This window comes from Maribacter sp. TH_r10, assembly GCF_033101095.1.
GTDB lineage: Bacteria > Bacteroidota > Bacteroidia > Flavobacteriales > Flavobacteriaceae > Maribacter_A > Maribacter_A luteus.
Map to the genome: position 1 here is coordinate 58,402 of NZ_JAWMPY010000004.1, position 25,029 is coordinate 83,430.

Sequence of the window (25,029 nt, forward strand, 5' to 3'; positions counted from 1 at the left end):
TACGCCTATATATTACCTTCATAAAAGATGTAGCAATGGATTTCAGTTCTATAAGGTTTGTATTAACCATCTAAGTCATAACCCAGTTCCCGACTTAATTTTATGGCCATATCGTTGGTTCTACTTCTTAATTTTTTTGTCAGTGACAAAAGGTTTTCTGTATGCAGCAACCAAGCCACGATACTGTTCTGGTAGTTTTTATCTTGAAGTAATTGATGATAATCAGACTTTGCCCCAAACTTTTTAATAGCGCTATATTCGGTTTTTCCTTTGGGAAGCATATCGGCCAAGGACAGGTATTTTTCAATAACCGTTTGCACATCATCGACAACGATCTTTTTCACTTTTGCATCCTCGGTATCCAAAACCCCAATTTCTGTAGGGTAATTCGTAATCAACCTTTTTAACGAAGTGCTTTCGATCATTTCAAATTTTGTAGTATTGATTACGGAATTCAAAGCCCCATCCAGTATGTTCAATTCACTATACGTAATATGGACGATCGTATCTTTGGCCCCCTGTGTAATTTGTTCCGGAGATTGCCCTACATAATTAAGGATAGCCTCCAATCTCACGATATCACTGGCATATTGTTCAATAGCACCATTGAGGGATTTCATATTTAGCTCCAGCTCTTCGTAAAGGCTATCATAAATTTTAAGCTCTATAATCTTGTTTTTTCGAATCTCGTTTAGGTCATTGATTTTCCATGCCAATAAAATACTGATGACAATTAGAACTATTTCACCAAAGGCGTATAAAAAATACTTTTTTAGATTCCCTTCACCCAAAGAATTGATTCTGAACTGTTTTCGAAAAAATTTTAACATAGCTCGTTTTCGTTGTCTTTAAATAACCTGAATAATAAGGTGGTTTAAACTTTTTGCTTTGGCTAAAAAAGGCACGCCAGTCCTAACCAAACTAACGTGCCTTTTACTAAACTAACCCAACCAAACAATCATTCAACCATAGGTGATCAATTTATATTTCTTACCAATCTTACATAATTATAATAACGCTCGGCATCTTCACCTACAGGCCCATCTTCATCCTTGGTATCGAACCGAACGGCCCCTGCACCATGAAAATCCTCTCCTTCGCCATTTACCGCCCTACCAAAGGCCACATACCAAGCATAGTAATAAGGTTCACCACTTGTAAACGGGGCCGAGGTACCTGTCCAGTAATATCCATAATCATCATCATAACCCGCTTCTTGAACATCACTCGGTAATTGTGAACAAGTAAATAATGGGTCAATGGCCGGACCAACATTCTCACTATCAGTGGCTGTAGGGGAATATGAATAATCCACAATACCTTGAAGTTCTTTCACATTTGGTAGTCGCCAATCGGAATATCCTGCCAATTCTGAACTTTCGGCATAGGCCAAAGCATCTTTCCAGTCCATGGTAACCCCATCATCATCTTGTGCCCACATTAAACCGGTATTAGCATCACTAATAGTACCATCCCCATTATCGGTATAGGCATTGGTACCGTAATCCCCACCTCGAACGGCCCTTACATATTTACCACCAACGGGACCACTGGCCGTCGCAGAATATGCCTTAATGTGCCCAGTGACATGGTTTACACCAAAAGCAGCATTACTACCGCCTTCCACAGTTGTACCCACATAATAGTTATTGGCCCAAAACTGTTCATCTTTGGTTACCTCACCACTTGCCAAATTAAAATACCCGGTATCTAAATATGGCCATCCCGAACTAAAATCACTAATTGAAAAAAGCTCTTTTAAAGTGGGCATACGCCAATCATCATAACCGGAAAGCTCCAAATTATCGCAATAGGTTACAGCATCGGCCCAGGAATAATCATCAGAGGAAGGTACTTGTTGCCACATTAACCCGGTATTATTATCCGTAACCGTGCCATCTCCGTTATCCGTATAAGACATGGCGGACCCTTTTAAATAAGTCGCATCTTGACCATAGAAATCTTCACCTTCAATCACACTCGCCAAGACTTCTCCATCATCATCATACAGTGTAATTTGCCCAGTTGCTATTTGTAGAAAATCATTGATTTCCAATTCATTTTCATTTGAAGTACTATCATCATCTGTAACCTCATCGGTATCATCTACGACATCATCTTCGTCACTGCATCCAACAACAAATGTCATTAATGAAAACAGTAGTATGAACATGCTCAGTAAATCAATTGTATTCTTTGTAACTGATTTTTTCATCTTTCTTGTTTTATCATTTTTTAAAACTATTCTACGTTAAGGTCGGCCACCAGCACCAGCACCACCCTCACCTGTAGGGCCCATTTCTCCACCAATTTGTGTAACTATACTGTTGACAGTAAACGAATCACCTGAATCCGTTCCACCACTGTAAGTACCAGAGGTGTATAATCCGTTAATTTCAGTACCATTGCTTACACTTCCTCCCGTATAGATATTATACGTTTCACCTGTTTCCAATTTCGCATTGGAATAAATTATCGTAATTACGCTATTCGGAACTTCATAAGTAAGGGCTTCGGTACCATCTTCTGATCGAATATTCAATAGCTGGTTTGCACTCACCCCATCAAAAATCACAGAATTTTGGGTGCTTTGGCTTTCTGTCGGAAATGAGGTATTCAATCCCAATCCTAAAATTGTCCCACCAGTAATTTTGAATGAATCGTCATCGCAGTCAAAACTGCCGTCCGGTTCATCAACCCTTGTAGCTATGGCAATGGTAGTACCTCCTGTAACAGTGATCCCTGCATTACTATCGATAGCATCATTACGTGTACTATATGCATAAATGTTTCCTCCATTGATGTATAAAATTCCATTGGCGTTGATACAATCATCATAGGAATTTAAATTTATGTTACCGTCATTAATGGTCATGACCCCTTTAGATTCCAAACCTTCCCCTTCGGAATTGTTTATCACAAAATCGCCACCGTTTATAGTCACATATGGCGTTATGGAATCATCAGGTTCTTCCTCTTCGTCAATGTCATAGGAAGCCACGATTCCATCATCAACGGCATTTATAGTAAAGGTTCCGTCGTTGATAATAATATAGCCTTCTTCACAATCCATTCCATCACTATCTGCCGTTAAATTGAGCGTTCCCCCATCCACAATTATGTAATCGTTGGTGTGTATGGCATCAGATGAAGCTTCGGTAACTGTGATCGTACCACTAATTACCCTAACGTAGTCATCACTTGCGATACCATGCTTATAGTTTCCTGCAACATTAAGTGCTCCCGAACCGCTAAAAACCAATTGCCCTTCACTAAAAAATGCGGCTTTTGCGTCTTCGTCATCAGGAATATCGCTATAACTTGATGCATCGGTAAGGCTATTGGTACCTTCCAATATCACAAAAATGGTTTTCGATGATTGGATGTTAATCGCAGGACCATCGGTATTCGTAATACTTAAATCACTTAACGATAATTTGAATTTTTTATCGCTATAAATTTTTAACATCCCGTCTGTAGTTGTACCCGACACCTCGTAAGCCACTTCTGAAATAGAGGAACTAATGGTAACATCGGCCCCGTCTTGTGTAATTACCACTTCATCAGGAACAGGATTGGTAATGGTAGCCGAGGTATCGGAAAATACAATTTGCACTGTATTTTCAAAAGTTGCGTTTTCAACAAGATCGTCTTCATCGGCACCAGTGTTATCGGTATCCCCTTCGGCCGTTCCTGATGTGTTCGTATCCGTTATTACGATTTCCCCTGATGCTGTGGCATCATCATCTACAACTGATGAGTCATCATCAATCACGACATCATCATCGTCATTGCTACAACCAACGGCCAATATCATCAATGAAGAAAGTAAAATGAACATACCGTAAAAGCTGATTGTCTTTTTTATTGCTAAATTTTTCATGGATTTAATCTTAAAATGAATTTCTCAAAGAGTTACTTAGAGTTACTTAATTTCGTACTAAGCGTACATAGTTTTCTATCCGTAACAAATCATCGGCATTTTCGGATTCAAGAAGGTAATCTTCGGGATCACCGGCTTTTGGATCGGAACGTTGCGCCCCTGAACCATGCCAATCGTAATATTCGGTTGCAGAACTATTCTCCCTACTGTATGCATACCCAAAAGCTATATAACAAGCTGTGTATTTAAAATCACCTTGTGTTGTACTCGTCCAAAACCAACTATCGCTATCGGTGCAGGTAAAATAGGTTTCATCAATAGCCGGAATCGTGGTTTTTTCGTAGTCGACAATACTCTGTAATTCTTTGGTATTGGGTAAGCGCCAATCTGTGTACCCGGCCAACTCACTGTTTTTCGCATATGCTAAGGCATTTGACCAATCATAAGTATTACCATCATCGACTTGTTGCCACATTAATCCTGTAGCATTGTCCGTAACGGTACCATCACCATTATCGATAAAGTCATTCACTCCATATACATCCTCTTCCCCACGAACGGCCCTAACAAAACAACCTGGGTCGAATACACCTGATGTACCATCAAAATACAACCCGGTTTCATACGATTTTATATGTCCGTCAGCAAAATTAAATCCAAACGCACCTTCGATGTTATCTGTCTGCAATCCTCCTTTTACATACTTTGTACTCGACCAATATTGCCCTGCATAAGATGCCCCGGAATCATATTCAAAATCAAAATACTCATCATAGAGATAGGGCTGGGAGTTTGATGTACTCGTAGCATCCAATTCTCCATTAGAATACAAAAGTGAATACAATTCTTTAATCGTGGGCAATCTCCAATCATCATATCCTCCTACTTCCAATTGATCTACATAATCAAAAGCATCGTAATAATTGTATCTACTATAATCCGGAGTTTGTTGCCAAACCAATCCGGTATTTAAATCGGTTACCGTACCGTCCCCGTTATCTTGAAACGAAGATTGCGTACCAGTATATTGTGCATCTTGACCGTAATAGTCATCCTCCTCACTTGGTTCCGAAATTTCGTTTCCATCGGCATCATAAAACACATCTTGTCCTGTATCCGTTAAAACAAAAGTTACGGTCGGTGTTTCTGAAGTTTCAGTTTCCGTTGAATCCGTTGTATCCGTTGTATCCGTTGTATCCGTTGTATCGTCATCATCACTACATGCTATCGGAACAGTTAAAAAAGCTAAGAGAATTACGTAAATCCCTGAAAGTCTAGTTATCTTATAAAACGCACTATGGTCCATAATCATCGTTATTTAGGTATTATTAATTAGAATTACCCGTGTGCTACCTTTTGCCCTTTTGTCGGCTATTCTTCTTTTGATAAGCCTTGAACAATTTCTGTTGCTCATCGGTCAATACGGCGTTAACCTCATCTTCAAAGTCACTTTTTAGTGCCTCCATTTTATCCCTATCAGGCCTACCTGAAGAGGTCAAATCCTCAACTTCTTCAAAATGGGCTTTATAAAGCACCAAAATTTCCGCTTCCTGGGTTTCATCAAGGGAAACCTCTTCGGCCATATCACTCACCATTTCCTCTATTTCATCGGATGTTGGTAAAGGTGGTGGGCCTTGTTGTCCTCCGCCTTGTCCTCCTCTTTGAGCTAGGGTTGTTCCTGTAATCATTATCGCACCTAACAGAAGTGCTGCATTCAAAATTTTTTTAATCGTTGTTTTCATGATATTCAGTTTTTTTATTTTTAAATATTTATCCAAAGAAACAGTTGTTCTACCCCATTAGAAATCAAAATCAACAAACCGGGCTTTTTTATCTACCAATACAGGTTATTACATAGGTGGATGAAAAAAGCTGGGCAATTCATTAGAAATTGCCCAGCTTTCAATACAAACCAATACTTTGTACCAAATGGCAGATTAGAAACGCATATTATCCAGAATGCCGTTGTTCGCCCTACCCCATGCACTTTCATGAAATTGCATTCTTATCCCAAAGTTCATTTATGGCTATGTTCTTCGCAATAGAAGATATACTCATTTATTCCTTGTTGTAGGCTATTGAATTCAGAATATTGTTGTTTTATGATTTCATCATAAGCCTTAGTCGGCTTTTTTAGACCCTTAAGCTCGGAAATGATTTCTTGCTCAGACCTTTTTAGAGTTTCCAGATTATTTTTCAAAGATTCTATTCGCTCGAACATACCATAGGTTTGGGGCTCACATAGGTATGAATTCAGTTTACAACCCAACTGTTGTACATCTTTTAAATTTCGTTCTAAATAGGTTACCGATATTTTGTTTCCTATGTTAGTTGGAGTGAAACTACTTTTTATATGTACCATTTTTATAGCATTTTAAACTCATTTCTTTATTTCCAATCGTTGGGTGAACCTTGTTTTAAACTTCTTTAAAGGTTTGTATTTTTTATGAGCAGAATTACTCTTATCTATTGGGTTTTCTTGGTGTTATATTCAATAATGAATGCATATACACCACCAGGGTGCGAATCATTGAACGACCCAAATCTTTGAGGAAAATCCCCCCAATAACCAACTGGTTCGTTAACCTCTCCAAATGCCCCCACGTTTTGATTTCCTGTAGCATCATTCGGCTGATCGTTTGGTCTAGGGTCACGATCTTCTTTAACCCCGTCCTTACACCAATTGGTATAGGTCCATTCTTCACCGCTGACCCATTGCCAACCTCCATCTGGCTCTTTGGCCCCCAAGGGCTGAAAAGCTCCAATAAAGGGACCACTCATAACACCATTATGGGAATCGTTCCATTGGTACCAATATTTTTTGTCCTTTATAAGATTGAACACAAATTCGTTTTCCAAATCGGAATGAATCGTAACAAGGTAACCACCTGCCAACTCCGCTAGGGATTTTGCCTGTACCCAATTGATTCCCATTTCTGGCAGGTACACCACTTCATACCAATGCGTTTCCCCATTTGGCAATTTGAATGCTATGGATTCACCTCTTTCTATAGGAACCGGGGCGTCTTTAAAGGTGTAAATAGCCTCTCCTTTGGATTCGCCCTTTGAATTAAGGGATGGAGGCGTTTTTTGTGGACCATCATCTTGTTTTGTTTGAAGCTTACAGGATGTATTTAATACTAAAAAAGTTAATAATAAAACACCCCTTACGCCGTACATCATTGTTTTCATGATATTAATCTTTGATTATTTTCAAAGGAACAACGTTAGGCCATCATTAAAAATCAAAATCTACGAACACATTGATCATCATAACGAATCGCTCATTTAAGCTCACAAAAAAAGCACGCCGGTTTTATTCGAACCAACGTGCTTTTTCAACTAAACTAACTCAACCAAACAATTATAATGAAACCATAGGCATTTAATTTTTTTCTTTAAAACTTATTCAAAGAACCTTAATAAAACATACAAACGAAAATCAAATCAACAAAGAGGAAATTCTTGTCTACGGATTAGGAGATTTACCCTATGTAGCCCTTCTTTAGGTTAACACCATAGAGAATATGGCCATAGACAAAACCTTACAACAGGATAATGAAGCATTAAAAAACAAAACAGCTACACTGTGCTTATAGATTGAGTTACAACCCCAAGTTATTCAGTCTTCAAATTCTTGTTAAGTTTTGTAAACTGTAAGTAATCGTTGTTCTTAGCCGAAATGACATAGGTGTCATTTTTAAATTCGATGGACCGCATGTCCTTAACATCTCCTGGGGTAAAGAAACCACTTTCGTATACCGGAACCGGGATAAAGCCACCTTTACCATTTCCTTTCAGGAATAAACCATAACCGGAATCTATCCTGGCAGTCTCTATCTCTGAACCATAAAGGTTTCCTGCAATCAATGCATCTAAATTACCGTCTTGATCATAATCATCAATCAAAATTTGGTTGATGTTCGAAAGTTGAGCCTGATAAGGCAATTCATGGATCTCAAAAGTTCCTCCTTTATTTTCCAAATAAATACTGGCAAAGGTTTTTACCTGATAATGTAAGGCTTCGTCCAAACTCTTTTTGGTATATACATCGGCTAAAGTGGCATGCGAAAAAGCTTCCGAGGTTTCAAATTTGAATTTTATGGCCGGAATTTGTTGGGACGATGGCATTCTTCCTCGAACAGGATACTGTACCCCATCTTCATAATAACCCAAAACAATATCCATTTTACCATTTTCATCAAAATCCAAAGCATAAACATCAAAAGTTTCCTTTTTCGTTGCTTTGTGCTCATAATTCAATCCGTTGTTCCCAACGAGATAGTCCATATCACCATCACCATCGAAATCCCCTTCATTTATACTCCACCACCATCCTTCGGTATCTGCCAATCCCATTTTTGCCGAAACATCCTTAAAACCCGTCTTGGTATTTTCAAAGACCTTAATGGGCATCCATTCCCCAACGATCATGATATCTAACCGATCATCATTATTGAAATCGGTAATAACCGCGCTTGTGGCCATACCCAAAGAATCCAATTGATCACCCAGTGATGTTGGGTACTCTTCAAACTTCACCTTGCCATCCTTACTCGAATTCTTAAGGATAAAGCTTTTTGCCGGCAAGGGGTATTTTCCTGGAACCTGCCGACCCAAAACCAAAAGATCTTCTTTTCCATCTTTATCGAAATCAGCATTATAGGCCCTGGAACCACTAACCAACATTTTGGGCAAGGCATTGCCGTCCGCTTTAGAGAAAACACCTTCGCCATTGTTCAGATACAATTTATCTTGAAGCATTTCGGGCTTAAACTCAAACTCATAACCTCCTTTTACAACATAGAGGTCATTGTCCCCATCCTGATCAACATCAAAAATGACCGCACCCAGATCTTCCCCTTCCTTATCTTCGACAAACACTTCTTGATCCTGTTTTATAAATCCATCCTTGGTTTGTATAAAAATTGCGCTAGGAAAGGTCTTGGCCCCTCCCACAAAATAATCATCCAATCCATCATTATTTAAATCCCCAACAACAAGTGCAGGTCCATAGGCTGACATATTATGCGGTAGTAATACCTGTCTTACATAATCATCATAATAATTTTCTTCATGTTTAAACTCTGGAAAATCGGCTGTAGCATCTGTGAACAAAGTGATGGACTCCAGAGGCGCTTCTTCTTCAAGAGGCAAGGCATTTTCAGAATCCAGAACCAAGGTTTGGTTGACCACTACATCTTTTAGGACTTGTTGTGTATCATTGGTCCATACCACTTTCAATTCATCAATTTTTTGGGCTTTACCCAACCCAAAATGTACCTCTGGGGCCACAGCGGATTGAAAACCCCGTGTCAAGGTCAATTCTTGCATTTGCGATTGTTCCCCTATTTTTATATAAACCCGGTTTCCCAAGCCGAACTTATTTTTAGATGCACCCTTGAACCTTATGGTGATATAATTATTCAAATCAGCACTTTTATTCTCAAAAATCGAGGCCGGATCATCAATATTATTGGTAATGACTTCCAAATCTCCGTCATTGTCCAAGTCCGCATAGGTCGCACCATTGGTAAACCCGGCGAAACTTAGACCCCATTCTTTGGTAACATGTTCAAAATCAAGATTGCCGTTATTCTTGAACATATAATTGTCTAACCTCACCGATGGTATCTTTAAACTACCTCCGAGCAAATCGGCTTGTGTAAATTTAGCGGTCCTGAGGTTATCGAAATAATCGTTATTGTTAACTTCCCTTCTTGTACCATTGGCAATATAAAGGTCTTTGTTCCCATCATTGTCAAAATCGGCAACCAAGGGACCCCAACTCCAATCGGTCGATGAAGTTCCCGTAAACCTCGAAACATTTGAAAAATATGGAATGCCATCGTGCATTGCCCCTGAATTTAACTGCAATGCGTTTTGTACATACTGGTAATGAAAACCGGCTTCAACATTCTCCTGAAAGAGGTTACGCATGGTATTCCCCATATTCGCTTTTCTACGTTGGTTCGATTCCCCATCCATGTCCGCTTGGGAAATATCGAGAAAACCATCGTTGTTTATATCCGAAATATCGGCACCCATCCCGTAGTAAGCCGTTTGGCCAACGGCATTTTTAACAACTTCCCTAAATGTGCCATCTTGGTTGTTCAGATACATAAAATCAGGTGAGTTGAAATCATTGGAAACGTAAATATCCGGCCAGGAATCATTGTTAAGGTCACCCACCGTTGCACTAAGGGACAATCCGTAACTTCTCAATTTAGATTCATTGGTGACATCGGTAAAGGTTTCACCATCGTTTCGATACAAATGATCACTTTGAATGTGTTCTAAGTTTTTCATTAAATGAACATAAATAAAAGGAGGGGTTGTAAACGGTGTGGGGGGATAATTGGCTACATATAAATCCAAATCCCCATCTTTATCATAATCGAAGAATGTTCCTTGAACCGTATCACCTCCATCATTCAGACCTAATTCAGCTCCCTTCTCTACAAAAGTACCATCTCCGTTGTTAATGAATAATTGGTTGATCCTAGGCTCGAACTTACCACCAACAGAACAATAAATATCCAAGAAACCATCGCTATTAACATCTGCCATGGTTACGCCCGTATACCATCTATCATCACCGGATACACCCGCTTTTTCAGTAATATCCTCAAACTTGAGGTTTCCTTTATTCAGATATAACTTATTGGAAACTTGATTTCCCGTAAAATATAGATCTATAAGACCATCATTATTTATATCCCCAGCGGCCACACCACCACCTTCATACATATAGGGAAAAGTAAAATAATTCAATGAATCGTTCTCGATAAGCGTATTGTTGAATTCAACACCTGTAGTGGAAGGCTTTAAATTCTTAAAAATCTTATTATCATCCCTTTCCCCAGTGCAGGAATAATTAAAAACAAGTAAGCTGATTAATATTAGGAGTATACGGTTTTCCTTCATTGCCAAAGTCTCTTTTAAGATTTTAAATTTACGATTTAATGATTTATTCCTTCAAATTTTCTTTGGATAGTACGAAAGCGTTATAGAACCTTTCACATGAGGAATGCGTTAATCCTTGTTGTCCAGAAAAAGACGTAAAATCCCTTGGCTGCAAGAAAATAGACAAAAGAATTGATGATAGCCTGTCGATAATTAATTCCCTAGAGAACGACTCCCTATTGCATTTACAGCAAAGCAACACTCGCCGTAAGATTCAAATGGTAAGCCCTGCTTTGGAGAAACACTTATATCACTTATAAAAAGGGGTATTTAGACCGATATAGTATTAACCTGACAACAATGTACGCAAAATTCGGTTTTCCTTAAAAATGACATTACTCGATCATTCGCAATCACAAGAAATCATTTCACCTATGGTCTGGGTCAAATTCATCGCATTCATCCTATTTGTCCTGGCCTCTAAGCAAAGGTCACAGTTAGAAAAAAGGGAAACATCCCACAAATCGGCAAAAACCCGCCCTTTTTGAAGTTGAATACCATATTCCAAAACCTTTTCCAAAGATGTGATTTTCGGAATCTGAAAATGTCCCATTTCCTCTAGGCGTTCCATAGCCCCATTACCTGCCCTGACCGGTATTACCGTACAACATTCTATTCCCGTTTCAAAAGCGAAATCAATCGATTTTTCTGCCCAAAGGATTCCTTCATCCTCTGATAAAAATGGAGGTCTTAAAAGAATGAACGCCCTTGACGATATATTGTTCCGTGACAAAAAACCAACTGCCTTTTCAAAATCTTCCAAAGTCATGCCTTTATTAAGTTTAGGCAACACCTCTGGGTGTATGGTCTCCAGACCTAAAGCCACCTCCAATCTTGGCTTAAGCATATCCCTAAAACTTAAGCACTTTTCAGAAATCAACTTCGGGTGAGCTTCAACGATCACCGTTTCAAAACCTTGGAGCAGTGCCGCTATTTCCTCATAATCCCCTACAGGTATCGCCTTTTCATCGAAAAAACTCCCGCTATTATATAGTTTGATATGCTTCGCACTGGGCATTTGGTTCAGCGACCATTTAATTTGTTCAGGAATAGCACCTGTTGGCACGGGTTGATCCGTGGTGTTTTTCCAAAGATCGCACATTAGGCATTTAAAAGGACATTCTTTATTGGTCAGGAAAATAATCGCGGTATCCTCAACTTTACCCGATCTACTACGTTCTTTTTCCACCAACCAAGCATACGGCCGATTAAAATCGACCGTATTTTTTTTGCCCCGTTCGGAAACTATCCATTTATTGGATGAAATAGTCCCGGTGTCCTTATTCATATTTCGATAAAAACTGTCTTCTATAGGTTATTTCCTTTTCAGGAAAATGTTTGTCAAAATCACTTTTCGATGCGGCACCATGTTGAAACCTTCGCTTCTCAAAGATCGGCATTTCAATTCCGGTTACGGCCTTCACACCTTCAAATACGATCTGACCTTTTAGGTCATATAGCTTCTTATGGTCCCAATCGGTCATATCTATATATGGGATTCCTTCCGAAATCTCAATGACATTCGGTAATGTATACGGACTAAAGCCTTCGAAATTCAACTGATCTGCAGGAGAGCTGGTCCTCATATACCCTCTACTAAGACCACCAGAATAGGTTAGTGAATGTTTAATCGATTCTACTCCCCAACCTTCATGATACAACATTAAATTGTTCAATACACTACGGATGGTCAATTCCGGATTTTCCTCAATCGGATAATCTTTCAGGTTCTCGTCCCCTCCGTCACCATCTATAATATATTTCCAATCAGGATAACGGTTCCTTATCCCTTTCAAAAGGGCCAAGTTCATTGTTGCCGATTGAATATCCAGGGGTTTGTAATCCTCAACGACCTTGATCGCCTCTTTCCAATCCAATGCATTATAATCCAACTCTATCGGTTCCAAGAAAAGCTCAAGATCAAGAGTTTTCAAAAACTGCCGGGCTTGAACCAAATCTGCCCCGTCACCATCAACCGACAAGGTAAAGGCTTTTAATCTTGACGGACTCTCCCCAAGTTCTTTCAAGGCATGATAAATAAGTACGAATACCGAACCACTGTCAATTCCCGCAGAAAAAGTAACACCGATCGGACCCGATTTCGCCCTATATTGCAACCATTTTTTTATCTCATTGTAAACGGCAGTGATATAATCCGCACCAATCTGTTCCAAACTTCCGGATTTAAATTTATTGCGTTCCGGAGTAAAGAATCGAGTATAGATCGGATTCGGATCCGGACAACCCAATAGCTCTATCCTGGTTATATAGTGTGCAGGAACCATTCGAGTGTATGAAGGGTGAAATTGATCGTCCATGCCTTCTTCTTTCAGATAATCAAAAATGGTATCTATTCGTTCGGCAATGACCAATTGTGGCCCAACGGCCCGTTTCGCAATAAAATAACGTAATGGTCGCCCTATGGACCTTGCCATTTGAATCGTTTTCCCTTCTACTGAAACCAGGGCAAACTGCCCATCAATTTGGCGAACCGCCTCAACATCGCCAGATTTTACAACTTCAACAGCTTCTTCATGAGACATGTTATAAATTATGTTCTTATCATGATCGGTAAGATCGATCACCTTACTTACATACATACTGTTCATATTCTAGATTTTTATGTATTTACTTTTACCCTATTTTATTTTAAAATACCTTTTCCTTGCTCTAAGATAAGATATTGATTTGGTTTAATATTCTTGTAAATTTCCAATTCCCCATTGGGCCATTTAACTTCCAGCTGGTTTACCATACCAGCCTTACCTAATCCAAAATGTGTTCTTGGCTCATTATTAGACAAATACCCTGTAGTCCATTGGTTTATACGAACCAACTCCTTTCCTGCAGTTTTAACGGTAATCTTTGCCCCTATACCGGATGCCAAGCCATTTTTCCCCTTAAGGGTAACTCCCAACCAGTTGTTACCATTACCCCCTTCGTTATGTAACAAAGTCGAAGTAGCCTCTAGATCAACATGGGAAATCACAACATCTAAATACCCATCATTATCATAATCCCAAATTACCAATCCCCTTCCTGAGCGTTTGGTAGCAAAATACGGACTAACGCTTTTACCAACATCCTTGAAATTTCCTTTCCCATCGTTCTCTAACAAGACCGGATATTGTAAAATCAGCTCCTCAGCGTTACCATTGGCGGAAATAATATCTAAATCACCGTCATTATCATAATCGAACAAAGCGGTACCCCAACTCCCTTTTCCCAAGAACGACTTGGCCACTCCACTAGATTCGGTAACATCTTGGAACAAGCCATTACCCATATTACGGTATACCGCCCCGTATTTTAGGTCGGCAACGAGCATATCTACCAATCCGTCCCCATCAATATCCCCAATAGTCGCATGCATAGACCCTGTTACCTGCCCATGACTGTTAACGGCGATACCACTAGGAACACCAACTTCCTTAAAACTACCATTTTCATTTTTGAACAAGAAATTCGCCTGATGATCATTCGCTTGAATAATATCCATATCCCCATCCCCATCATAATCATACACGGTTAATCCCATACATTTTGAGTCGGGGTAAAACAAGTTTTCCTTTTCAGTGACATCTTTAAACGTACCGTTCGGCTGTTGTTGGTAGAGCATTGAAGCTTGCCCATTATATTCCGAAGGGTGAGGCATCATTCCAGGTGTCTGGGTTGATATATATTCAGGATCGAATGCCAGAAAGTTACCCACCATGGCATCTAACCTTCCATCCTCATTATAGTCCCAAAAAGAAACCCCAATACTCCATTTTGTAAAACCATTCAACTTTTCGGGCCCTACAAGACCTAATTTCCGGGTCTGTTCAGTAAAGGTACCGTCCCCATTATTGTGATAAAATACATTCGGGCCATAATTCAATAGGTAAAGGTCTTGGAAACCGTCATTATCAAGGTCTATTGCACCGGCAGCCATACTCCAATTTTTATCATCTACCCTGGCCAATTCCGCAACTTCGGTAAAAGAACCGTCGCCATTGTTCTTATATAATTCATTGGCCGTACCCTTATTTTCAGCACCATCTTTCTGAGATATGCCTTCGAGGTACGTACCGTTCATCATATATAGGTCCATGAGACCATCGTTATTATAATCAAAAACGGTAATACCGGAACCACTGCTTTCCAGAATGTTCTCGTAATGCCTGTCACCAAAGGTATACTTAAAATCTATCCCTACTTTTTTGGTTACGTCCTTAAACTTTACATTTTGGTTTTGAGCCCCTAAAAGTATTGGGAAACAACTACATAAAAGGATATAAAAAACTCTCCTTGAACCTTTCTTCATTCTTTACTTATCTGTTTTTATTTGATTGCGATAACCATCATTGGTTACCTTTCTGGTGTTATACTCAGCATGGTATTTTTGTAATTCCGGAGTATTCGGGTATACGTCATTTTCTGTAGGTGGATAACTGCTCATCCCATGAAATGGCAAAGGAAGAACCGTGTTGCCATGGGCAGTGTTCAAATCACCATCCTTTACCCAGCCTACACTGTGAATCAGGAAGTCCCTCTTATATCCTTCCTTCAATTTCGGTAATTTCGCTGCATTGAACTTTATGGTCGTTTCATCGCCAGCATTGGAAATTATATAAGCATTATCCGATGCCGTAAGTAATGGCAAAACATCGCCATATCTTGTATAATTACCTGTAAGATCCCTCCATTTTGTCGTTGTATCCACAGAATCGTAATCGAACCAATGTGGACCGTACCTACCCCCTTTTTTATAGGTTTCCGAAAAACCACGATAATGCAGATCGGCGGCAATCGGATCTAATACATTGGTCGAAAAATCTTTTTTGGCACTGTCTTGGGCCAAAAATATTTGATCCCAATAAATCTCCATATTCGTGCGTATCCTGATGCTATGATCCTTACTCAAGAATTTACCTGAGAGGTCTACAATGACGTTTTTATCTTTCCCCATGGGGAATCCTACATTGGGGACAACCGTTTGCCAATGGCCTTTTTTATCCTTTACCTGAACCACCGGGGATTTTACCATCAAGGCTTCTGACTGGGACAATGCCACATTAATACTGGCATCGGTGGGGAAAATCCATCCATTAAGTACCATGATCAAGTTCTCGGTAGGGATTTCCTCATCAAACTCCAAAATCAAATCATGCATTTCCGTTACCCCTTGGAATTTATCGGGCATAAAGTTGGATATATAGCGATCATCCTTTTCTGTGATCAATGACAATAAATCATTCCCATCCTGATCCTTTGCGGAAGTGGGGAAATATTTCCCTTCTACCTGAATAACCTTTAGACCAGGGAACGGTGGGGGCGAAAACTGTTCAGGAACAAAAACATCGGTAGAAATGGGATGATCTATGGCTACCAATTGCAATTGATCCATATAGATGGTCTCCCATAATTCAGAGGTCATTTGCATTATATATTCACCGTCTTTTTCCTGCAACATTTCACCCGGGATCTTTATATAATCATCAGAGGCATCCGCAAAAGAATATTTGGCGGTACCACCCATAATACCCAATGGCATGCCTAATGCGCTCCGCCATGTAATATCCTTGACAAAGGTAAATTCCTCACCATTCCATGTATATATAAACGGACATGAACCTTTCAAGGTTTGGGTCTCAATTAGGGATTGATCACTTTCTGGTAGTAAAATATTCTGGGGAACACCGTTGGTCCATGTAATACGAATAATATCCGCTTTGGTTCTATTACCTAGTCCAAAATAAATACTCGGATCGGTCACCACTTTGGTCTGATAAAGGTCACCGGAGCGCATTTCCACTTTTGCCCCGATTCCGAAATAATTGTTCTTTGCACTTCCCGTTCTTAAACCTACCAATTTCACGTTTACATAATGGTTCAGGTTACCACCGTCATTACGTAAAAGAACCACACCACCTTTTAAACCGGCAATGACCAAATCAAGGTCACCATCGCCTTCAAAATCAAAAAGCTCTATTTCGCTGCCCGATTTGGTTCTTTCCGGGAACATATGACTAACATCGGTGAATTTACCGTCCCCTTCATTATGAAATAGTAAAACACCCCTGTTATTGTTATTTTTGGGTTTACCTACAATTACCAAATCTAAAAATCCATCATTATCAAAATCAAAGAATTCAGTATCCAAAACAGACATACCCCGTATGGCAGAGTTCATTTTATCATTGGCCGAAACCTTTTTAAAAGTACCGTCCCCCTCATTACTGAAAAGACCATTACTTTCAAAGTTTTCCCCTGTAGTGAATAGATCCAAAAAGCCATCATTGTTCCAATCGGCGACGGCGACGGTATTACTACCACTTTGGTTTTTCAATTCATTGTTTTTCAGAACATCCTTATAAATACCTTGTCTTTGATTACTATACAATTTATTGCCAGCGTTTTGGTTGGTAACGAAAAGATCAATATCGCCATCATCATCAAAATCCCCGAAGGCCGCATCATTACTTTTTACTTCATTATCCAAAAGCCCCATTTTTTCGGCTTGTTCGGTAAAGGTTAGGTCCCCATTGTTCCTGTACACCAAATTAGTGGTTGAGCCTATCTCGAAAATATCCAGATCGCCATCATGGTCCAAATCCAAAAACAACACCTTTGAGCTTTCATTTTTAGCCCCTATACCTGCCTCAGTGGTAACATCTTCGTAAATGCCGTTCCCCGCATTCCTGTATAAAACATCCCCTTCTGGCCTAACCACATATAGATCAAGGAAACCATCGTTATCATAATCGGCAAAAAGTGCATCCGATTCCTTTCCAGAATGCTTTATACCCGCATCTTTGGATATATCCCAAAACCAATTGGAATCATTATTAAATAGGTAATGTTTATAAGTTGAACTTGATGGGTCATAAGAGCCAACATACATATCTACATCCCCATCCGAATCATAATCGGCCATGGTAAGATGTGTGGACATATCTTCCTCCAGATCCAAATCTTCAAAAACAGGAACAGCATCAAGACCTACGCTATTGGTAACATCGGTAAATTTAACAAGGTCTAAGGTAGATTCGTTTTCATCTGTCAACGCAGAATGTTTAAGATCATAGGTTACCAAGGGAAACCCTATTACGGAACCCCGTGTACCTTTCAATTCTTTGATACCTGCCTGATAGGGAAAAGTCACTTTTAAGTAATTGTGGAAGATACTGAAGGAAGTAAATGCTTTATCAGCATCGGGCAACTGAAGAAAATCAAGGGTATTGTCATAATATTCTATAGCTTCCTTGGGAAATTCAGGATATTGTTTTTGAATGACCTCCAACTGCTCTATAGCTTTATCCACTTCACGTTCTTTGATAAAGAGTCCGGTCAATTCCAAAGCAGGGACAATATTATCAGGAGCCTTTTTAACTAATTGGATGAGATGTTTTTTTCTATTGTTTTGGGCCCCACTATCAGTCTGTGGCGCATATAATTCGGCCAACATATATAAGGTCTTCTCATGGTCAGGGGCAAAATGCAGTGAATTCAGCAATACCTCAACGGCCTTGTCCTTCTCATCGTTCATTTGATACACCGTAGCCAATATCAAATTGATATCAGCATCTTTCCCGTCTATATCAATGGCTTTTGATAGTTGCTTTTTAGCTTCTTCATACTTGCCCATACGCAAATACACCAAACCTAAATTGGCATATCCCATTTTTTTATCCGGGGCCAGTTCTATGTACTTTTTAAAGGTTTCCTCTGCTTCTTCTAACTTAAATGCTTCCAAAAAGGCGAGACCCATGGTTTGGGTCGAAATCAATTCTACGGTTTTTTGCTTTTTTTCCTCTGCAGTCTCCTTACACCCATAAAAGGTGGAAACCAGAAGAAAGGATAGCAAGAGGAAAGGAAGAGTACTTTTCATCGAACTAGGGTTTTGTAAATTTGAATACACGGGAATTTATCCTTTACGGAAAGTTGGGCCTTAATAGGCAATTTTCACTAATTTCATATCACTGACACGATTACCGTTTTCATCAAATTGAATTTTTCCCGTAGTGCCATTATAGTTAGTTTTAGATATGGTTTCATTTAATTTTCCCCTATCGAATCCTGAAGCTTCTATAGCGTTCAAAAGTATGTTGACCCCGTCAAAAGCGTAAGCCTCGATAGCATTTGAAAAAGACCTGTCAACTTCTTTTCCATTTTCGGAATGTAAGGTATTTGATTTCATCCAGTTTCCCGAATCCAAAACTGTTAAATTTGATAGATTTTCCACATTTGAAAAAGATGAACCGAACGTACCAAGCATAGCCAAAGTACCATATACCGGAGTCTCAATACCATTCTTTCGTAACCCACCTACAATTTCCCAAGCTTGTTTCCCACTTGCAATGACCATGATCGCTTTAGTACCCTGCTCTTTTAATCGGTCAATCAAATTAGCTCGATCATTTACGTTCTGGTCAAATTTAAAAACTAAAGGTTTTTGACCGCCTTCTGCCATTATCCGGTCATTTAAATATTTCAAAGCATTTTCGGCATCGTAATTTCCCTGTACAAGTACAGCTAGGTTATTCAGCTTATGATTTTTCTTTATTTCAGAAACGAGCATTTCGGCCTGCTGTATGTCATTTGGGACACAGTTATAAAACCAAGGAATATATGCTTGTGAAAGCGTCGGGTCCGTTGCCCATGCAGATAAAAAAACCACTTGTGTCTTGGCAATTACCTGTTCGGCCAAATGCGCATTTCTGCCATCGTGGGAACCCAATAGCGCCCAAACCCGTTCTTTAAAAACCAGATTAACAGCTTCTTTAGACCCGGTTCCCCATGGCCCTTCCATGGAACGTGTTACCAATTTGAACTGCCTGCCGTTCAGTTTTTTGTTCTTATTGGCAGAAGCTATGGCCCTTTCGGCGGCTCTTGTAGCGGATACAGCCGTTTGATCATTTACCAATAAACCAATTGTGATAATGTTCTCGTCTTTCTCCCCTTGTTGGGCGATACTGAATTGGAATAGCAAGACATTAACACAAAGAACAATCAGAACGGTTTTATTCATACGCTTTTAAATTACCCGGTTATTCCATCGATTTACCACCACTGGTAGCCTTCAATACGGGAACTGGTGAATATTCGAATTTCCCTTGGTTGACCTTGGCCATCCAAATTTTCCCGATATCATTCCAACTACCATCAAAGATAATTTTTCCGGTAACACCCTCATAACCTTGAAAGGTTTCCAGATCGGATAATACATCCCGGATAAGCACCCTATTTAGTCCTTCTTTTTTAATCGCTTCGATAATCAAGTTCATTCCGTCAAAAGCATGCGCCGCGAAAACATCAGGTTTTATCCCGAATCGATCGGCATACGCTTTTTGAAACTTTTTCAATTTAGGATTGTTCGCTTCAGGGTTATAGGGGCAAGTACTCACCAATCCTTCAGCAGCATCACCCGCGATTTTCAGGAATTCTTCTGAAACCGACCTATCGGAAGCATAGACGGGCTGTGTCATACCCATAGAACGAATCTGTTTTAATATCAATGCGGATTCCTTAGCGTTACCCCAAATAAGTATGGCATCGGGAGAGACCCTTTTTATATTCTCCAATTGCATGGTGAAATCGGTTTCATCCAAATTGAACCGTTCTTCGATCATCATAGGATGCCCTTTACGTACGGCAAACCCTGAATATTCCATAACACCCACACGACCATATCTATCATTGGAACGTATTACCGCAACCCGCTCGTGATTCATTACGTCAAAAATGTACGAGGCGAGTGCATAACCACTTTGTCTGTCATCACCGATAACCCTGATCACCCATGGTATATTGGTTTCTGTAAAAGTAGGATCTGGATCTCCTGTATTGACCATCATTATTTCCATTTTCAAGGTTGCCCTCAAGGCAACATGGGAAACTATATCGTCTATAGAACCGAGCCAGGCCCAAACCTTCTCCTCATCCATTTCTACCACTTCGTTGGCTGCCGCACCCCATAGTCCAACGTCATTATGAACCATTAATTTAAAAGGGAGGTTGTTATAGCCACCATTTTCATTAGCCTGTTCTATGGCCAATATGGAGCCATTCAACATTTGTTTTCCTAATGAAACAATCGGCGAGCCTTCAAGTGGACCCAAAAACCCGATACGAACTTCGGTCAGGTCTTTGGGGGCTTGTTTATCACGACCTGCGCCATAAAACTGAACAGGTTCTATAAAATGATACTTATAGGCCTTTTGGAATTTATGATACGGGAACAACTCCTCGGTTGTATTACCGTACATGGTCTTGTCTTCTTGCCCGTTCATGAAATTGCCCACTAAGAACAAAGCAAGACAAATAGTTTTAATGACGCAATCGCTACGTTTTATCATAACCTACTTTTTAACGTACTTTACATACTGCATATGCCTCGATCTCTACGAGTAAGGTTTCCCAGCACAGTCTAGCCTGTATACCTGTAGCCGCTGGTAATGGGTCTAGCCCCAACCAGTTGTAAAAAGAAGTTCTGATCTTATTGAATTCGCCATAATCACGTTCTATATCCCTAAGATAATTGGTTGTACGAACCACATCGTGCCATGTCATCCCCTCTGCTTCAAGCAAATTGGTAATGTTATAATAGGTTCTCCACAATTGGGCCTTGAAATCCCCAATGTGTTCGGGCTTACCCTTTTCGTTAACACTTGCAGTACCTGAAATGACCAAGACTTTATAATCCCCTAAATCCAATCGCAAAGCCCGGGAAAAAGAGGAAGGTTTTTGATAATCATAAGCTTCGTTTATGGTATGCGGGGCATGAACCACATGCTTTTCTATTGGAGGTCTTTCTACATGTATTGGAGGAAATACGGTATCACTTATTTTATGATCATCTGTTAAGATTCCCAATTTCTTCATTTCTATAATCTCTCCTTCTGTAAGTTTTGATAAATCTATCAAAATCCTTTCCCTTTCTTTTATTTCCATTTTATGTATTATTAAAGTTGTTAGTAATAAGTATTCTAGTTTTAAATTTTCAATGCTTTAACTGACCATGACTTACGCCTTCTGCGGTTGCTACCCAGATATCATTTCCTACAATATCAACCCCCAAAATAAAATTATGGGCCAGTGATGTGGATTCCCCCAATTCCTTTTTGTCGGTGCCGTTCAATATGATGGTCTTGCCCTTATTTGTTTTTTCATTTGTGGTATAGGTAACCCAATTATTGCCATCTGTACAACTTAATCCTTGGTCTGTACAGATAAATGCATAATCATCCTTGGCCTTAATGAAATTGATGAAATTACTCACCAAACCACTGTCGTGATCAAAATAACCTTTCCAATGCACACCGTCATATCGGCTTAAACCAAAATAGGTAGCCACCCAAAGTATATCGTTAGACCAAGAAGTTCCTGTGGTAATATCATGAACAACTCCGTCATCTGGAAAAAGGTCAATCTCCATATTACCATCTGGATCTACATAATCCCTGAATTTTTTTGTCTTCTTGGTATATTCAATGACTCCACCGCCCCAAGCGGCAATAAAAATCTTGTCCTTACTGGCACACACCCCATAGGTCCAAGGTTCGTGCATTGGAGCGTTTTCTTCTGTGAAGATCTCCCACTTTCTGGTATACGTATTATAGCTCCCGGCCCCACCACCAGTGGCGACCCAAACAAATTTTTCGTCACAGGTTACCGCATAGATCAGATCATTGGGCATACCGCTGTTCATTTGATTGAAATTCTCGAACTTACCGGTAGACCACCTTGACAATCCGCCCATGGTACCCAACCAAACATCACCAGTCGCGTAATCAACATCGATTGCCAAAACCCCGTTATGAGCAAGTCCGTCATCCGTAGTATAGGTCTTCCATTTCCCGTTTTCCAAAACAGCAAGTCCTTCATGTGTACCAACCAAAATCCTTTCACCATCTATCTTTACACAATATGCCTTATCTCCGGGCAATCCGTTCTTGGAGTCGTAATTTTTCCAATTCCCATAAATAGGCATTGGTTTTTCGGTTTCCTTACTATTATTTGTCGTGCTAATATCAGAACTATCATGTAACACGGGTGAGCGTTCTTCGGGCCGAACAAAACCTAAAGAAGCTATCACAAGAATCGCCATGGGGACGATTATTTTGAAATGTTTGGTTTGTATATTCATCGTTGTTAGTTTTTTACACACTTAAAAACTTGCGGTTTGTTGTTCTTGATAACCTTCATCTTCCTGTTCCGGACCTCCGAGCGATTTCAAGTAATCAATAAGGTCGTTCAATTGCATTTTGGTCAGGTCATTAACATAACCGTGTTTATTATCTTCCCCATAAATCGTCCATATCTCCTCCAAAGTTGCCGCCCTACCGTCGTGTAAATAAGGTGGGGACGCATATATATTGCCCAAATGTGGCGTATCGAACAAAATAGAATCATCACTTACGGCCAAGGTACTGACATCGGCCGGTTGTAAATTCGAATACAATGGTGCTGGGTGACATGTATAGCACCGATTATTCTCAGGAATCACATTTCCCGAATTATCTTTTGTCCTATTATAAATTTCTTTTCCCCGTAATTGTGATTCGGTTAATTCACCATGTGGATTGTACATTAAATTAGGAGGATATTTTATACCCCTTTTTATGTAAGCCGTAATGGCATCCAAGTCGTCATAACTGAATTGTTCGGTACGGGTAAGAACGGTTGAAAACCGCATGCCATCTTGCTTATATATGGTTTGGTTCTTTCCGTTCCACTTGAAAGGTGGGGTATCACCGATTTCCCTTAAAGATTGTGTATTGGTTACATTTCGGCCCATATCTTTCCCTGCCATATTATATACTAGTCCGTCTTCATGGTTATCAGGATGACAAGTATAACATGCATATTGGTTTTGAAAGGTATGCCCGGCATTGTTGAAAAGCCTTCTCCCTTGCCTAGCTACGGTAATCCTAGTTGGGCCACCAAGGTCAATGGCCGTTTCCATTTTTAGGGTTTCGGTGTTAAGTACTCCGATTTTATCCTCTAGCTGTTCCGCTATATAGAGTTTTTTACCATCAGGGGAAAGGGCCAAACCTTTAGGGTTGGCACCCGTACTAATCCTGTCGATCACAAACCTGCTACTGACACCTAGGTTGTTCGCGATGTTCTTAAGTTGTTCCTTTGGGGTTTCTTTGATAATGGCCCTAATCGAATCGACGGACATAACCGTAATCTTATCTGCACCCGCATTCGATACGTACGCTCTTTTTCCATCGGGGGAAACAACGATATCAAAAGAATCGGAATAGTAGGCATTGGGTTGATCGGTCAATAATTGTATTATTCGCCCCTCGTTATTCTGGTCAATTACCCCGATACCATGGGTCATCATCCAACCTCCTTCAACTTGTATGGAAGGTATCAGGTTTTTAGGTCTTATCAATGTCATTAATGCAAGATCCCCAGAAGGAGTAAAGGTCATATTCTCCATCATATAAGCTTCCTCAACATCTTTATGCTCATCGACCCGTAAGGTAGTTGCATCTATTTGGGTAAGGTCACTAACCAGAGGTTCTCCATAAGGAACTATTTTAGAGCGTCTGCTGGTCACGTAAAGTTTTTTACCATCGGGTGACAATGCTGTTCCGGTTGGATCACTGCCCGTTCTCAACCTTTTCATTTCTTCTTTGGTATCCAAATCTATTACCGAAAGATCCGAACCATATGTATCCACTACCAGTAATTTAGCCCCATCTGCACTTAGGGCCAAACCTGAAGGTCCATTGCCCGTTATCAGTGTATCCAGCACTTTGGAGGTGGCAAGATCTACTACAGAGATATTGTCTGACCATTGATTACTTACATAAGCCAATGCATTGGTTTTATCCAAGATTACACTATGCGGATGAACTCCTACTTTTACCTTTTGAACGACCGTTTTACTTTCTGCATCGACAATAAGAAGTTCACCTGTATCCTGGGCAACCACGAATAAACGCTTGCCATCATTGCTAACCGCAATATTGAAAGGGGAATAATAATCCTCATTTATTAAATTCGAGACAATCTTGTTCTTGGAAGTGTACAAGTGGCACGATGTACATTTTAACGGGTGATCCGTTACCGCCGTTTTTTGGTTCACATGATGTCTTACGAACATGCGCCCAGGAATGAAGATAATCAGTCCTAGAAATGCTATTACAAAGAAAAAAATCTTGACTTTTTTACTCTTCATG

At 39.9% G+C, this 25,029-nt stretch carries 17 protein-coding genes; all 17 read right to left on the bottom strand.

Annotated features, from left to right (window positions below):
- Nucleotides 1-62 precede the first annotated feature (62 nt).
- Entirely contained in the window at nt 63-830 is a 768-nt protein-coding gene (locus R3X28_RS11460) for a hypothetical protein (protein ID WP_317664392.1), read from the bottom strand.
- A 146-nt stretch (nt 831-976) separates the two neighbouring features.
- Entirely contained in the window at nt 977-2,215 is a 1,239-nt protein-coding gene (locus tag R3X28_RS11465; RefSeq protein ID WP_317664393.1) for a DUF1566 domain-containing protein, read from the bottom strand.
- Between the two features lie 36 nt (nt 2,216-2,251).
- Entirely contained in the window at nt 2,252-3,883 is a 1,632-nt protein-coding gene (locus tag R3X28_RS11470; protein WP_317664394.1) for a carbohydrate-binding domain-containing protein, read from the bottom strand.
- Between the two features lie 46 nt (nt 3,884-3,929).
- The gene (locus R3X28_RS11475; RefSeq protein ID WP_317664396.1) at nt 3,930-5,189 is read right to left on the bottom strand and encodes a DUF1566 domain-containing protein; all 1,260 of its coding nucleotides are present in this window, start codon (nt 5,187-5,189) and stop codon (nt 3,930-3,932) included.
- A gap of 43 nt (nt 5,190-5,232) precedes the next feature.
- Nucleotides 5,233-5,625, bottom strand: a complete 393-nt coding sequence (locus R3X28_RS11480; RefSeq protein ID WP_317664397.1) for a hypothetical protein — start codon at nt 5,623-5,625, stop codon at nt 5,233-5,235.
- Nucleotides 5,626-5,900: 275 nt separating this feature from the next.
- A complete protein-coding gene (locus R3X28_RS11485; RefSeq protein WP_317664398.1) occupies nt 5,901-6,245 on the bottom strand; it encodes a hypothetical protein in 345 nt (114 codons plus the stop codon).
- A 104-nt stretch (nt 6,246-6,349) separates the two neighbouring features.
- The gene (locus R3X28_RS11490) at nt 6,350-7,075 is read right to left on the bottom strand and encodes a hypothetical protein (protein ID WP_317664400.1); all 726 of its coding nucleotides are present in this window, start codon (nt 7,073-7,075) and stop codon (nt 6,350-6,352) included.
- A 426-nt stretch (nt 7,076-7,501) separates the two neighbouring features.
- Complete coding sequence (locus R3X28_RS11495) at nt 7,502-10,810, bottom strand: VCBS repeat-containing protein (protein ID WP_317664402.1); 3,309 nt, start codon at nt 10,808-10,810, stop codon at nt 7,502-7,504.
- Between the two features lie 382 nt (nt 10,811-11,192).
- The gene (locus R3X28_RS11500; RefSeq protein WP_317664404.1) at nt 11,193-12,137 is read right to left on the bottom strand and encodes a hypothetical protein; all 945 of its coding nucleotides are present in this window, start codon (nt 12,135-12,137) and stop codon (nt 11,193-11,195) included.
- Complete coding sequence (locus R3X28_RS11505) at nt 12,130-13,458, bottom strand: asparagine synthase-related protein (RefSeq protein ID WP_154366473.1); 1,329 nt, start codon at nt 13,456-13,458, stop codon at nt 12,130-12,132. Before R3X28_RS11505 ends, R3X28_RS11500 begins: the two co-directional genes overlap by 8 nt.
- Before the next feature lie 35 nt (nt 13,459-13,493).
- Nucleotides 13,494-15,155 carry a CRTAC1 family protein gene (locus R3X28_RS11510; RefSeq protein ID WP_317664406.1) on the bottom strand — a complete coding sequence of 554 codons (1,662 nt, stop codon included), beginning with the start codon at nt 15,153-15,155 and terminating at the stop codon, nt 13,494-13,496.
- Between the two features lie 3 nt (nt 15,156-15,158).
- On the bottom strand, nt 15,159-18,722 hold the full coding sequence (locus R3X28_RS11515; RefSeq protein ID WP_317664408.1) for an FG-GAP-like repeat-containing protein: 3,564 nt from the start codon (nt 18,720-18,722) through the stop codon (nt 15,159-15,161).
- A 60-nt stretch (nt 18,723-18,782) separates the two neighbouring features.
- Nucleotides 18,783-19,862, bottom strand: coding sequence for an ABC transporter substrate-binding protein (locus R3X28_RS11520; RefSeq protein ID WP_317664410.1), 1,080 nt, complete (start codon nt 19,860-19,862; stop codon nt 18,783-18,785).
- A gap of 19 nt (nt 19,863-19,881) precedes the next feature.
- Complete coding sequence (locus R3X28_RS11525) at nt 19,882-21,189, bottom strand: ABC transporter substrate-binding protein (protein WP_317664411.1); 1,308 nt, start codon at nt 21,187-21,189, stop codon at nt 19,882-19,884.
- Nucleotides 21,190-21,199: 10 nt separating this feature from the next.
- Complete coding sequence (locus tag R3X28_RS11530) at nt 21,200-21,784, bottom strand: Rid family hydrolase (protein WP_317664413.1); 585 nt, start codon at nt 21,782-21,784, stop codon at nt 21,200-21,202.
- A gap of 49 nt (nt 21,785-21,833) precedes the next feature.
- On the bottom strand, nt 21,834-22,979 hold the full coding sequence (locus tag R3X28_RS11535; RefSeq protein ID WP_317664415.1) for a hypothetical protein: 1,146 nt from the start codon (nt 22,977-22,979) through the stop codon (nt 21,834-21,836).
- Nucleotides 22,980-23,000: 21 nt separating this feature from the next.
- Entirely contained in the window at nt 23,001-25,028 is a 2,028-nt protein-coding gene (locus tag R3X28_RS11540) for a hypothetical protein (RefSeq protein ID WP_317664416.1), read from the bottom strand.
- Nucleotide 25,029: the final 1 nt, after the last annotated feature.